Genomic DNA, 12,383 nt, shown 5'->3' with positions numbered 1-12,383 from the left:
GAGGCACTCATGTCCAGCGACGGATTCACCATCTGCCTGTGGTTCGACGGCCAGGCCGAGGAGGCGGCCACCCACTACGTCTCGATCTTCAAGAACTCACGGCTCGGCCGCGTCACCCACTACGGCGAGGGCGCGTTCCAGCCGGCCGGCACGGTGCTCACCGTGGACTTCGAGGCCAACGGCCAGCGGTTCGTCGCACTGAACGGCGGCCCGCAGTTCACGTTCACCGAAGCCGTCTCCTTCCAGATCCTCTGCGCCGACCAGGACGAGATCGACTACTACTGGAACAGCCTCACCGAGGGCGGCGAGCCGGGTCCCTGCGGCTGGCTCAAGGACAGGTTCGGGGTGTCCTGGCAGGTCGTGCCCACCGCCCTCATCGAGATGATCAACGACTCGGACGCGCAGAAGGCGGCCCGCGCGACGGCGGCGATGATGTCGATGGGCAAGCTCGACCTCGCCGCGCTGGAGAAGGCGTACGCGGGCGAATAGCCGTTCCGCACATCCTCGTTCCGGTGGGCGGCCCCCGTGGCCGGGCCTCCCACCAGGGCGGCACCGCGATTTCGGCGATTCTTTACCTGAGCCGGGTAGCGGCCGCAAAGGACTCCGGTGAGGCTTGGCCGTGCACCACCTGTTACCCGGAGGAACCTTGAACGTCTCCCTGACCACCTGGCTGCTCACGATCGTCGCCCTGGGCCTCCTGGTGGCCGTCGACTTCTTCATCGGCCGAAAACCCCACGATGTGTCGATCAAGGAGGCCGGCATCTGGTCGGCCGTCTGGATCGCCCTGGCGATCGCGTTCGGCCTGGGGGTGCTGGCCGTCGGCGGGGGCAAGCCCGCGGGAGAGTTCTTCGCCGGCTTCATCACCGAGAAGTCCCTCAGCGTCGACAACCTCTTCGTCTTCGTCCTGATCATGGCGAAGTTCGCGGTGCCCTCGCAGTACCAGCAGCGCGTCCTGATGGTCGGCGTCCTCATGGCCCTGGTGCTCCGCGCGATCTTCATCGCGGCCGGCGCGGCGATCATCTCCAGCTTCTCCTGGGTCTTCTACATCTTCGGCGCGTTCCTCATCTACACCGCCTGGAAGCTGGTGGAGGACGCCCGTAAGGGCTCCCACGAGGAGGAGTACGAGGAGAACAAGCTCCTCCAGGCCGTGGAGAAACGCTTCGGGGTGGCCGACCGGTACCACGGCACCAAGCTGTGGATCGAGGAGAACGGCAAGCGCGTCATGACGCCGATGCTCGTCGTGATGCTCGCGATCGGCTCCACCGACGTCCTCTTCGCGCTCGACTCCATCCCCGCGATCTACGGCCTCACCCAGGACCCGTACATCGTCTTCACCGCCAACGCCTTCGCCCTGATGGGCCTGAGGCAGCTGTACTTCCTCATCGGCGGCCTGCTGAAGAGGCTGGTCCACCTCTCCTACGGCCTGTCGATCATCCTCGGCTTCATCGGGGTCAAGCTCGTCCTCCACGCCCTGCACGAGTCCGGGGTCCACGTCCCGGAGATCTCCATCCCCTTCTCCCTCGGCTTCATCGTCCTGGTCCTGGCCGTGACGACGGTGACGAGCCTGTGGGCCTCGAAGCGGCAGCAGCAGCGGGACCAGCGGGACACGACGGCGGGCGCGGGGGACGACGAGCACACGTCGCAGCCGGTCCAGGGCCCCTAGGAGACCCCTAGGAGACCTCGTCGGCGATGGCCCGCGTGATCTCGCGGGCCATCCGCGTGATGCCGGGCGACACCACCGGGCACGGCCTCGGCGTGGACGTCGTCGGGGCCAGACAGAAGTGCAGGTAGTCCTTGTCGTGGTGGAGCGCGGTGCGGGCCCGGTCCGGCTGGGTGCAGTAGCCGTCGTGCGCACGCTCGTAAGGGGTGCACGGCAGGTACTGGGTCCAGGTGTAACGGCCGGAGGCCGGGCTCACGGCCCGGCCGGCGTCGGCCGTGATGTCATCGGAGGCCCTGGCCTGCCTCTCGTAGAGGGCGTTCACCCGGCGCACCCGGTCCGGGGTCATCGGGTCCGGGCCCTGGAGCACCCACACGATCGTCGGCCGGTGCTCGCCGCCCGCGTTCGCGATCTGTTCGGTGAGCTGCTCGGCGGCGGCCTCGTACCGCCGGAAGTACTCCGTACGGGCCTTGCCGTAGGTGACCCCGTCCATGCAGGGCGTGTAGTCCCAGGAGTTGCCCCAGAACTGCAGGACCACGTAGTCCGGGCTCAGCCGCCGCACCAGCGCGGCCGCCTTGTCCCGGGGCGGGACGAGCGACCGGTCGGCCGTGCCCTCCAGGTAGTCGCACAGGGTGGTGCCCCCGTACGGCACGCTCGTGTAGACGGCTGCGAGGTCGTCCTTCAGCTGGGCGCCGAGGACCTTCTGGTTCTCCACGGCGAGCGAGTCCCCGAGGTACAGCACCTCGGGCGCCGGCTTGGCCGTACCGGCGTCCCCGCCGCCGTCCGGGGGCATGGTGGCGGCCCGCTGACGGGTGGTCGGTGACGGGTCGGGCGCGGTGGCCGACGAAGGCGCCCCCTCGGGCGCGGACTCCGGATCCCCGCACGCGCCCAGCGACAGCGCGGCGAGCACCGCCCCGGCCACTCCCACGATCCACGCCCTGCGCATACGGCGACTCCCGCCCCGGCCGTCGAAACGGTTCCCCAGGCAAGCACAGCCCGGGCCGGGGCGGAAGACATGTGTCGGCCACGCGTGGGGGTCCGGCCGAGGCACGGCCACCGCACGGGCGCCGGAGCCGAGGCGCTCATGCCTCCGCGCCGACCCCACGGGACCCGGTCCGGCCGGACGCCCCACCCGGCCGGGTCAGGGGGTCATGCCACCGCTGCACGCGGCACCCGGCTCCGGGGTCTGCTCGCCCTGGACGTACTTGGTGAGGAACTTCCGCACCCGAGGGTCGGACGCCTTCTCCACCTTGAGCTGGTGCTCCCAGGCGCTCAGCACGATGGGTGAGGACTGGTCCTCGTAGGGGCTCATGAAGGTGTACGTCGTCTTCTTCACCAGCCCGGTCAGCGACTCGACGTCGGCCTCGGCCGCCTTGTCGTTGTACGTGACCCAGACCGCGCCGTGCTCCAGCGCGTGCACCGCGTTCTCGTTCGGCACCGCCTTGGTGTACACCTGCTTGTCGCAGTTGACCCACACCTGGTTGTGGTCGCCGCCCACCGGCGGGCTCATCTTGTACGTGACGGGCTTGCTGACGTGGTTCTGGGTGAGCTTCGACCAGCTCTTCACACCGTCGACCGGCGCGGCCTTCGCCGCCGCCTCCGCCGCCTCCTTCTCCTGCGCGGAGTCGATGAGGTACCAGCCGCCGCCGACGAGGCCGGCGAGAATGGCGGTGGTGACGCCGATCATGAGCACGCGCGAGCGCCGCTCACGGGCCTGCTCGGCCTTGCGCAGCTCCTCGACGCGGGCACGCCGCGCCGCGTCCCTGGCCTTGGGGCTGTTCTTCCCGCCCTTGGGGCCGCCGCCGCTGTTGCTCTTCGCCTTGGATGAAGCCATGGGGTTGTCCTTCTCCCCGCCGTGACTCCGTGAGGGCCCGGCGGTGCTGCTGGTCGTCCGGAATGTGTCGCGCGGGCCGGTACCGGCCTAGACGCGGAGCAACTGCAGCTCGTGGAGATCGGGAGGGCGGGAGCGCCCCGGCTCACCCGAGCCGTCGAGCGCGGCCGGGGCCGCGGCCGTCGCGGGCTGCCAGGAGACGGCGGTGGGGGCGCCGGGCAACGGCGCCTGGCCCAGCACCGCGGCCGGGTCGGGGGAGTGACAGGCGTGTCCGCCGGGACTGTGCTCACAGGGGTCGCGGTCCACCTGTCCCGCACGCGCGGCGGCGGGCCCCTCCGCCACGGGCACGGCCGACACCGTGTGCGGGCGCTGCGCCGGAGCCTCACCGGGAGGCGAGCCCGCGCAGAACATGAGGAACGTGGTCAGGGCCGAGGCGACCACCAGCAGCGCGCGCGCCGACCGGGCCCGGGCGCACGGCAGCACCGTACGTCTGAACGGCCGGCCGGGCATGGAGCCACCTCACGAGTCGAGGCGAACGGGAGTACGAGCGTCGCTGAAATTATCAGACGACGCATGGCCGTGGTCCCGCCCCGGGGATCCCGTGCCGGTTTCACGCGGTCCGTCCCCTTCGACGCGCGTCCGCGAGCGGCCCTGGTTAGCGTGAGAGCCGGGAAACCACCTGTCGGACCGAGGAGAGACGCGCGATGGCCGCATATCCCGAGGGAACGCCCTGTTGGGTCGACGCGATGTTCGGCGACGTCGAGGGGGCGAAGAGTTTCTACGGCGACGTACTGGGCTGGACGTTCGGCGAGTCGTCGTCCGAGTACGGCAACTACACCCAGGCGTACGCGGACGGCAAGGCGGTGGCCGCGGTCGTCCCGCCGATGCCCGGCCAGGAGGGCCAGTCGGCCTGGTGCCTGTACTTCGCCTCGCCGGACGTGAACGCCACGGCGGCCAGGATCCGTGACAACGGCGGCGAGGTGCTGATGGAGCCGATGCAGGTCGGCGAGTTCGGCTCCATGCTGCTGGCCCGTTCCCCCGACGGCGTCGTCTTCGGGGTCTGGCAGGCGGGCGTCCACGAGGGCTTCGAGGCCATGGGCGTGCCCGGCGCGTATGTGTGGGCCGAGGTCTTCACCCGCGAACCCGAGAAGTCCGACGCGTTCTTCCCGGCCGTCTTCTCCTTCCGGGCCAAGCGGATGGACGACCCCCACAACCCCGAGATGGACTTCCGGGTCTTCGAGCTGGGAAAGGGTCCGCTGCTCGGCAGGATGAAGATGACGGCGGAGGACTTCCCGCCCGAGGTGCCCTCGTACATCAATGTGTACTTCACCGTCCCCGACTGCGACGCCGCGGTCGCCCGGGCCACCGAGCGGGGCGGGATCCTGCGCTTCGGACCGATGGACACCCCGTTCGGCCGTTTCGCGGCGCTCAGCGACCCGCAGGGCGCGTCGTTCTCGGTCATCGACGTCAGCCACACGAAGGGCGAGATGCCGGCGCTCTCCGACGTCGACTGAGCGGGCCCGGCCGGACACGTGGGGGCAGGGGACCCATGGACGGTCCCCTGCCCCCACCCATGGCATGATCGAGCGCATGCCGGAACGTGTTGTGGCCGCCTGTGACGGGGCCTCCAAGGGAAACCCCGGACCAGCGGGCTGGGCCTGGGTGGTCGCCGAGGACGCTGAGATCCCCACCCGGTGGGAGGCCGGCCCGTTGGGCAGAGCCACCAACAACATCGCCGAACTCACCGCGCTGGAGCGGCTGTTGGCGGCCACCGACCCGGCCGTCCCGATCGAGATCCGAATGGACTCCCAGTACGCGATGAAGGCGGTCACCACCTGGCTGCCGGGCTGGAAGCGCAACGGCTGGCGCACGGCCGCCGGCAAGCCGGTCGCCAATCGGGAACTCGTGGTCCGTATCGACGAGTTGCTCACCGGTCGCACCGTGGACTTCCGCTACGTGCCCGCGCACCAGGTCGACGGCGACCCCCTCAACGACTTCGCCGACCGTGCGGCCAGCCAGGCGGCCGTCGTCCAGGAGCCGGCCGGCACCGAGCTGGGCTCCCCGGAACCGCCGGCCGCGCCCGACACCGTCCCGTCGCGCTGGAGCGCGGCGAAGAAATCAGGAAAGTCCGGGAAGTCCGCCAGGCCCGGCAACCGGACCGGCTCGTCCTCGGCGTCGTCCCGCACCATCAAGGCGAAGTTCCCCGGCCGCTGCCTGTGCGGCCGCCCCTACGCCGCGGGGGAGCCCATCGCCAAGAACGACCAGGGCTGGGGCCACCCGGAGTGCCGTACGGCGGCGTCGGCCGGAGCCGAGTAGCCGCCGCACGGCACGGCGCTGTCGCGGGAGGGCGCGGTCGTCACACGACGGCGCCGCGCCACTCCCCGCTCTCCCGGCCGCGCTTCTCGATGAACGTCTTGAAGCGCTCCAGGTCGCCCTTGGTCTGCCGCTTCACGACCCCCAGCTTGTCGGCCACCTTCTCGGCGGTGCCCGTGGGCTCGAAGTCCATCTGCAGCATGACCTTCGTGCGCTCCTCGGAGAGGTGGTGGAAGGTGACGACGCCGGCCTGACGGGCCTCGCCGCCGACCGTCGTCCACGCCACCCGCTCGTCCGGGACCTGCTCGGTGATCTCCGCGTCGAACTCCCGCCGCACGCCGTCCACCTTGGTCACCCAGTGCGTGAGTGTGTCCGAACGCTGCTCGATCCGCTCGACCCCGCTCATGAACTCGGGAAACGTCTCGAACTGCGTCCACTGGTTGTAGGCGGTCCGGACGGGGACGTGGACCTCGACGGACTCCTCGATCTGGGTCATCGGTCGCCTCCTCACATCGGTTGCGTGTCGATCGCGTCCGGGTCGCCCCGGGCGCGTCCGGAGCGGGTACCCAACTCCCCGAGGATCAACGCGTCAACGTGGTCAGGCGGCGTCGAACGTGTAGTGCGCGGTGTGGTCCAGCAGCGCCGCCGGAGTGGTGTCGTTCCACGGCTTCATCCGCTCGTTCAGGTCGACCACGTTCGGCGTCCCGACGGCCGGCACGTACGCGGCACCGGGGTGCAGACGCTGCCAGTCCGCCCACAGCTTGTCGACGAACGCGTGGTGCAGCCAGAAGACTGGGTCGTTGGGGGAGACCCCGGTGCCCATCTGGCCGCCCACCCAGACGTGCACCCTGTTGTGCAGGTTGACGCCCCGCCAGCCCTCCAGGTGGTTGCGGAAGCCGTCCGAGGCGCTGTTCCAGGGCGCCATGTCGTAGGTCGGCATCGCGAGCACCGAGTCCACCTCGGCGCGGGTCGGCAGCTGCCGCACCGCCGCGCCGAGGGAGCGGCGCAGGTAGGTGCGGCCGTCGACCCGTACGTTGATCGGCCAGTTCCCGGTGGCCGCCGCGAAGGGCCCGTCCATCACCTGTCCGTCGCGGCTGCGCCCGGTGCCGCCGAGGAAGTCGGGCGCCCACAGGGACGCGCGGGTCGTGCGGTCGGCCGTCCAGTCCCAGTAGGGCAGGGCGACGGCCGGGTCCACGGACTGCAGGGCCCGCTCGAACTCCAGCAGGAATCTGCGGTGCCAGGGGAGGAAGGACGGCGAACGGTGACCCGTGCGTTCGCCGTTGTCGGTGTCGCCGAGGATGAACGCGTTGTGCGTCGTGACGAACTCGTCGTAGCGGCCGGAGCGCTTCAGCGCGATCAGCGCGTCGACGAGGCGCCGCTTCTCGTCGGCGGTCAGGGTCGCCTGGTTCTTGCGTACGGTCATGGCTCTGCGGCTCCTTGCGGTGGTTCCGGTTGGTCCGTGGTGCGGTGCGGGTGCGGGTCAGTTGAAGGGGACGAGACGGGCGCCCTGGAGTTCGTCGACCGCCGCGCGGGCGGCGGCGCGTGGGGTCGGCACGGGGGAGTAGTGGCTGACGACGCTGATCCAGCTGCCGTCGGCGTTCCGCATGACGTGCAGTTCGGCCCCGTCGACGAACACGGCGTACCCGGCGCCGTGATGGTGGCCGCCGCCGTCGGTCGCGTGCCCCTGTATCCGGCGGCCCCGGTACACCTCGTCGAAGGTCTGCGGGGCCTTGTGGTCCTGGTGGGTGGTGTGGTCGTCGGCGACGGCGGCGGTGAGCGGGGCGCCGACGGTCGCGGCGAGGGCGGCCGCGGCGCCGAGGGCGTGGCGGCGGGTGATGTCGAGCATGCGAGATCCTCCTGGACATGGGGGGATTGATGACTCGTCATGCCTATCGATCAGGTGGGGAACGGGAGAAATCCCCGGAAGCCGGTTGGCCGCGATCAGGACAATCACGTATATGTCGTGCAAGGTTGAACAAAGATGATCTTGCTGTTGTGGATCTTCGCTCGGGGGTGGAGTGGGAAATTCCGCCCGGCGGTGGGGCCGCGGCCGATGATCTTGCGGTGGATGCGCGGATCCTGTGGCCGGTGTCACGCGCGCAAAGTGGCGTGAATCCTGGGCGCGTCCGCACTGCTACTCTTCGTGGTCAATTGATCGCTTTGCGCAGCGAAATGGGAGTGTGCGTGAAGATCGCGTGCGTCGGCGGCGGACCCGCAAGCCTGTACTTCTCGATCCTGATGAAGCGGCAGGACCCGTCCCACGACATCACCGTCCATGAACGGAACCCGGCCGGATCGACGTACGGCTGGGGCGTGACCTACTGGTCGGAGCTACTGGACAAGCTCCGCGAGCAGGACCCCGAGACGGCCCTCGCCATCAGCGAGAACTCCGTCACCTGGGACCGCGGGGTGGCGCACGTTCGCGACCGCAGGACGGTCCAGCCGGGCGACGAGGGCTTCGGCATCGGCCGGCGCCGGCTGCTCGAACTGCTCGCCGAACGGGCGCGGGCCCTGGGCGTCCGCGTCGAGTACGAGGACGCGATCACGGCCGACGGCCTGCCGGACGCCGATCTCGTCGTCGCGGGCGACGGGGTCAACAGCACCGTGCGCGAGCGGTACGCCGACCGGTTCGGCAGCGACATCACGCTCGGCCGCAACACCTACATCTGGCTCGGCACCACCAAGGTCCACGACGCCTTCACCTTCTCCTTCCAGGAGACCGACCACGGCTGGATCTGGGCCTACGCCTACCCGTTCAGCGACGAGCAGAGCACCTGTGTCATCGAGTGCTCCCCGCGGACGCTGAACGGCCTGGGCCTGGACCGCCTCGGCGAGGCCGACGGGCTGGCCCTGCTGGAGAAACTGTTCGCCGACATCCTGGACGGCCACCCCCTCCTCGGACGGGCCCAGGACGACGGCACCGCCCAGTGGCTCACCTTCCGCACCCTGACCAACCGCGCCTGGCGCCACGGCAACCTCGTCCTGCTGGGCGACGCCGCCCACACCACCCACTACTCCATCGGCGCCGGCACCACCCTCGCCCTGGAGGACGCGATCTGCCTGGCCGAATCGCTCGGCGCCCACCCGGACACGGAGGCGGCACTCGCCGCCTACGAGCGGCGGCGCAAGTCCGAGCTGCTGCGGCTGCAGAGCGCGGCCCGCCACAGCGCGCAGTGGTACGAGAACATCCAGCGGTACATCGACCTGCCCCCGGAGCAGATGTTCGCGCTCCTCGGCCAGCGCCACTCCCCGCTGCTCCCGTACGTGCCGCCGCAGCTCTACTACCGCCTCGACCGCGCGGCCGGCCGTCTGGAGGCCCTGCGCCGCCTCAAGCGCTGGCTGGGCCCGAAGCTGGCCCGGTCGTCACAGGCGCGTGCCCTCGCCGACGCCGACCGGAGGTAGCGCGCCCCCGGCCTCCCCGGGCCGTACGGCTAGCGCACGCCGCGCGGCCGGAACTGGACGCTGATGCGCGGCCCCACCGCCCGCGTCGACTTGGGGACCGCGTGGTCCCAGGTGCGCTGGCAGGAGCCGCCCATCACGATCAGGTCGCCGTGCCCCTGCGGAAACCGCAGGGTCTCCCCGCCGCCGCCGTGCGGGCGTAGGGCCAGATCGCGGGGGTCGCCCAGGGACAGGATGGCCACCATCGTGTCCTCCCGGGCGCCCCGCCCGATCCGGTCGCCGTGCCAGGCCACGCTGTCCCGGCCGTCGCGGTAGAAGCACAGCCCCGCCGTGGCGAACGGTTCGCCCAGCTCGGAGCCGTAGTGCGTGGACAGCGCCTCCCGGGCCTCGTCCAGGACGGGGTCGGGGAGGGCGTCCTCGGCGCCGTAGTACGCGAGCAGTCGCGGTACGTCCACGACCTGCTCGTACATCTGCCGCCGCTCCGCCTTCCAGGGCACCTCCTCGGCGAGCCGAGTGAAGAGGGTGTCGGCGCCGGTGAGCCAGCCGGGCAGCAGGTCGATCCAGGCCCCGGCGCCCAGCTCGCGCCGGCGCAGCCCGTCGAGGGGGCCGAGGCGGAGGTCGTCGGACTGGTCGAAGAGGGAGCCCTGGAGGTGCGTGGCCATACGGTCAGCGTACTCCCGGATTCGAAAACATGTTCGCTCGGGAGGCCGGGGCCGTCGAAGGGCCCGGACGAGTCGGCTCCCTCCTCCGCCGTCGATCAGTGCTGCTGGGCCTTCTGTGGCGTCAGCTCGCTCGGTCGTACGACCACGAAACCCTCGCCCTCCAGCTTCAGCTGCACGGCCTCCCCGGAGCCGCCCCGGATCATCGAGCCGAAGGACTGGGAGCGGTGCAGCGAGGTGCTCAGGTGCGCCGTCCAGCCCACGACCGCGTCCGTGTCGACGAACACGGGCAGCTGCGGGGAGACCGGGATGACCAGCGGATTGCCGTCACACACGAGACCGAGTCTGCCCTGCCCGGTGAACACGCTGTTGAACAGGCCGCCGCCGGTCATGCCGGCGCCCTTCACGGTCTTGATCTCGTAGGACAGCGAGGCGTCGAAACAGAGCACGTTGCGGCCGTTGACGGTGAACACGTCGCCCGGCTCGACGTCGACGATGAAACAGTTCTGCGCCTCGTGCGCGAACCAGGCCTCGCCCTGACCGCGCACCGCCATCAGCGGCAGCCCCTCCCCGGTGACCGCGCGCTTGAGCATGCCGCCCACGCCCTGGCCCTTGCGTTCGAACTGCAGGTTTCCCCGGTAGGCGATCATCGCGCCCTGCCGGGCGAGCATCTCGCCGTTGACGGCGTACTTGATGGACTTGGCGTTCTGGACGGTCATCCCGGGCGCGTGCGCCGGCTGGACCATGTTCTCGTGGGAGAAAAGATCACTCTTCATACGGGCATGCTGTCCCGGAGTGCCCGATTCCGCCAAGCGACGCGCGGAGCAGGCGAATTGGGGCGCCTGACAACGCCGTGATCGGGATGGTAGAAGCGGACACATGACCAACAAGACCGTCGGCGTCGACCTCCCGGACCGCCGGGGCCGCACCGGACTCGACCGCACCGGCCGGGACCTGACCGGCAACCCCCGCGTCAAGGTGCGGGACGTGCGACTGCTGTCCAGCCACTGGTACGTGGAGCGCACCACCACCTTCGACTTCCAGCACGCCGACGGCACCTGGAGCACCCAGGAGCGCGAGACGCACGACCGGGGCAACGGCGCCACCGTCCTGCTCTACGACGCCGCACGCGAAACCGTCCTGCTCACCCGGCAGTTCCGCTACCCGGTGTACGTCAACGGGCACCCCGACGGGATGCTCGTCGAGACCCCCGGCGGCCTGCTCGACGAGGAGGACGAGCACCCCGAGGTCGCCGTACGCCGCGAGGTGATCGAGGAGACCGGCCACACCATCGGCGAGATCCAGCACGTCTTCGACATCTACATGAGCCCCGGCTCGGTCACCGAACGCGTCAGCTTCTACGCCGCCTCCTACGGCCCGTCGACCCGCACCCACGAGGGTGGCGGCCTCGACGAGGAGGGCGAGGACATCGAACTCGTCGAACTGCCCTTCCGTCAGGCCCTGCGAATGATCCGCAGCGGCGAGATCGCCGACGCCAAGACCATCATGCTGCTCCAGTGGGCGGCGCTGGAAGGGCCGTTCGCCGCCGGGGACCGGGCGTAACGGGGTCGGCTCACGGGTCGAGCGCCTCGGCGGCCTCCGCGGCGACCGCGTCCGCCACGGCCGTCAGCGTCGGGGAGTCGAGCTTCCACTGCTGCCAGAACAGCGGGGTGTCCACGGGCCGCTCAGGCGCCAGGTTGACGAGCCGTCCGGCGGCGAGCAGCGGCTCGGCCTGCGCCGCCGGCACCATGCCCCAGCCCATCCCGGCGGCCACGGCGTCGGCGAAGCCCTCGGACGTCGGCACGTAGTGCCGCCGCGCCCCGGCCGGACGGCCCCGCGTCAGCCGGCGGACGAAGACGTTCTGGAAGTCGTCCCGCCGGTCGAAGAACACCACCGGCGCGTCCCCGATCACGTCCTGCAGCGGCACACCCGAACCGACGCCGAGCCGACGCTCCGCGAACGCGGGCGAGGCGCACGCCACGTACCGCATCCGGCCGAGCGGCCGGACCGAACACCCCGCCACCGCGTCCGGCGCCGAGGTGACCGCGGCCGTCACCAGACCCTCGCGCAGCAGCCGGGCCGTGTGCTGCTCGTCCTCGCGCAGCAGCTCGTAGCAGGGGCGCAGCTCCTCGGGCACGCGGGTGAGGGCGGGCAGGAACCAGGTGGCCAGCGAGTCGGCGTTCACCGCGATGGACACCCGCGTGGTCTCGCCGGCGCCGGTCATGCCGAGCGCGGTGTGCGCGTCGTGTTCGAGGCGGGCCAGCTGGCGCGCGAACCGGACGATCACCTCGCCGGACTCGGTCGTCCGCACCGGCTTCGCACGGACCAGCAGGACCCGCCCGACCCGCTGCTCCAGCGCCTTGACCCGCTGACTCACCGCCGACGGCGTCACATGCAGGGCGGCGGCCGCCGCGTCGAACGTGCCCTCGTCCACCACCGCGAGCAGGGTGCGCACCAGATCGGCCGGAAGCTGAGACATCACGAACGCTAATGATACGTAAGAATCTTTAGCTGTACGCATGGG

At 70.7% G+C, this 12,383-nt stretch carries 15 protein-coding genes; 6 read left to right on the top strand and 9 right to left on the bottom strand.

The window, feature by feature from the left end; genetic code table 11:
- Window positions 1-9 precede the first annotated feature (9 nt).
- The gene (locus ACWCRJ_RS27270) at window positions 10-489 is read left to right on the top strand and encodes a VOC family protein (RefSeq protein WP_046913641.1); all 480 of its coding nucleotides are present in this window, start codon (window positions 10-12) and stop codon (window positions 487-489) included.
- Window positions 490-646: 157 nt separating this feature from the next.
- The gene (locus tag ACWCRJ_RS27265) at window positions 647-1,663 is read left to right on the top strand and encodes a TerC family protein (RefSeq protein ID WP_450941772.1); all 1,017 of its coding nucleotides are present in this window, start codon (window positions 647-649) and stop codon (window positions 1,661-1,663) included.
- Between the two features lie 7 nt (window positions 1,664-1,670).
- Here the strand turns inward: ACWCRJ_RS27265 and ACWCRJ_RS27260 are convergent, their stop codons facing one another.
- The 3 genes from ACWCRJ_RS27260 to ACWCRJ_RS27250 form a co-directional block, all read right to left on the bottom strand.
- The gene (locus tag ACWCRJ_RS27260) at window positions 1,671-2,603 is read right to left on the bottom strand and encodes an SGNH/GDSL hydrolase family protein (RefSeq protein ID WP_450941771.1); all 933 of its coding nucleotides are present in this window, start codon (window positions 2,601-2,603) and stop codon (window positions 1,671-1,673) included.
- Window positions 2,604-2,798: 195 nt separating this feature from the next.
- Window positions 2,799-3,491 (bottom strand): DUF3105 domain-containing protein, encoded by a 693-nt coding sequence (locus ACWCRJ_RS27255; protein ID WP_450941770.1) that lies wholly within the window; start codon window positions 3,489-3,491, stop codon window positions 2,799-2,801.
- 87 nt (window positions 3,492-3,578) lie between these two features.
- Window positions 3,579-3,998: a DUF6153 family protein gene (locus ACWCRJ_RS27250; protein WP_450941769.1), complete on the bottom strand. Its 420-nt coding sequence runs from the start codon at window positions 3,996-3,998 to the stop codon at window positions 3,579-3,581.
- 194 nt (window positions 3,999-4,192) lie between these two features.
- Between ACWCRJ_RS27250 and ACWCRJ_RS27245 the strand changes: the two genes are divergently transcribed.
- Together ACWCRJ_RS27245 and ACWCRJ_RS27240 are read left to right on the top strand one after the other, a co-directional pair.
- Complete coding sequence (locus ACWCRJ_RS27245; protein ID WP_450941768.1) at window positions 4,193-5,002, top strand: VOC family protein; 810 nt, start codon at window positions 4,193-4,195, stop codon at window positions 5,000-5,002.
- 64 nt (window positions 5,003-5,066) lie between these two features.
- Window positions 5,067-5,804, top strand: a complete 738-nt coding sequence (locus tag ACWCRJ_RS27240; protein WP_450941767.1) for a ribonuclease H family protein — start codon at window positions 5,067-5,069, stop codon at window positions 5,802-5,804.
- Window positions 5,805-5,844: 40 nt separating this feature from the next.
- Here ACWCRJ_RS27240 and ACWCRJ_RS27235 read toward each other — a convergent pair whose 3' ends face one another.
- The 3 genes from ACWCRJ_RS27235 to melC1 form a co-directional block, all read right to left on the bottom strand.
- Window positions 5,845-6,297, bottom strand: a complete 453-nt coding sequence (locus tag ACWCRJ_RS27235) for an SRPBCC family protein (RefSeq protein WP_046913635.1) — start codon at window positions 6,295-6,297, stop codon at window positions 5,845-5,847.
- 102 nt (window positions 6,298-6,399) lie between these two features.
- Complete coding sequence (melC2, locus tag ACWCRJ_RS27230; RefSeq protein ID WP_450941766.1) at window positions 6,400-7,224, bottom strand: tyrosinase MelC2; 825 nt, start codon at window positions 7,222-7,224, stop codon at window positions 6,400-6,402.
- Window positions 7,225-7,281: 57 nt separating this feature from the next.
- Window positions 7,282-7,647 (bottom strand): apotyrosinase chaperone MelC1, encoded by a 366-nt coding sequence (melC1, locus tag ACWCRJ_RS27225; protein ID WP_450941765.1) that lies wholly within the window; start codon window positions 7,645-7,647, stop codon window positions 7,282-7,284.
- Window positions 7,648-7,985: 338 nt separating this feature from the next.
- Here melC1 and ACWCRJ_RS27220 point away from each other — a divergent pair, with 338 nt between their 5' ends.
- Entirely contained in the window at window positions 7,986-9,203 is a 1,218-nt protein-coding gene (locus ACWCRJ_RS27220; protein ID WP_450941764.1) for an FAD-dependent monooxygenase, read from the top strand.
- 29 nt (window positions 9,204-9,232) lie between these two features.
- On the opposite strand, the gene ACWCRJ_RS27215 is transcribed toward ACWCRJ_RS27220, so the two are convergent.
- Entirely contained in the window at window positions 9,233-9,862 is a 630-nt protein-coding gene (locus tag ACWCRJ_RS27215; protein ID WP_450941763.1) for an alpha-ketoglutarate-dependent dioxygenase AlkB, read from the bottom strand.
- A gap of 95 nt (window positions 9,863-9,957) precedes the next feature.
- Complete coding sequence (locus ACWCRJ_RS27210) at window positions 9,958-10,635, bottom strand: AIM24 family protein (protein WP_046913630.1); 678 nt, start codon at window positions 10,633-10,635, stop codon at window positions 9,958-9,960.
- 103 nt (window positions 10,636-10,738) lie between these two features.
- On the opposite strand from ACWCRJ_RS27210, the gene ACWCRJ_RS27205 reads away from it, so the two are divergent.
- Window positions 10,739-11,422 (top strand): NUDIX domain-containing protein, encoded by a 684-nt coding sequence (locus ACWCRJ_RS27205; RefSeq protein ID WP_450941762.1) that lies wholly within the window; start codon window positions 10,739-10,741, stop codon window positions 11,420-11,422.
- A 10-nt stretch (window positions 11,423-11,432) separates the two neighbouring features.
- On the opposite strand, the gene ACWCRJ_RS27200 is transcribed toward ACWCRJ_RS27205, so the two are convergent.
- Window positions 11,433-12,341, bottom strand: coding sequence for a LysR family transcriptional regulator ArgP (locus ACWCRJ_RS27200; RefSeq protein WP_450941761.1), 909 nt, complete (start codon window positions 12,339-12,341; stop codon window positions 11,433-11,435).
- Window positions 12,342-12,383: the final 42 nt, after the last annotated feature.

The organism is Streptomyces sp. NPDC002324 (assembly GCF_053593335.1).
Note: the sequence above shows the minus strand (reverse complement) of the source record. Positions and strands in the feature narration are given on the sequence as shown.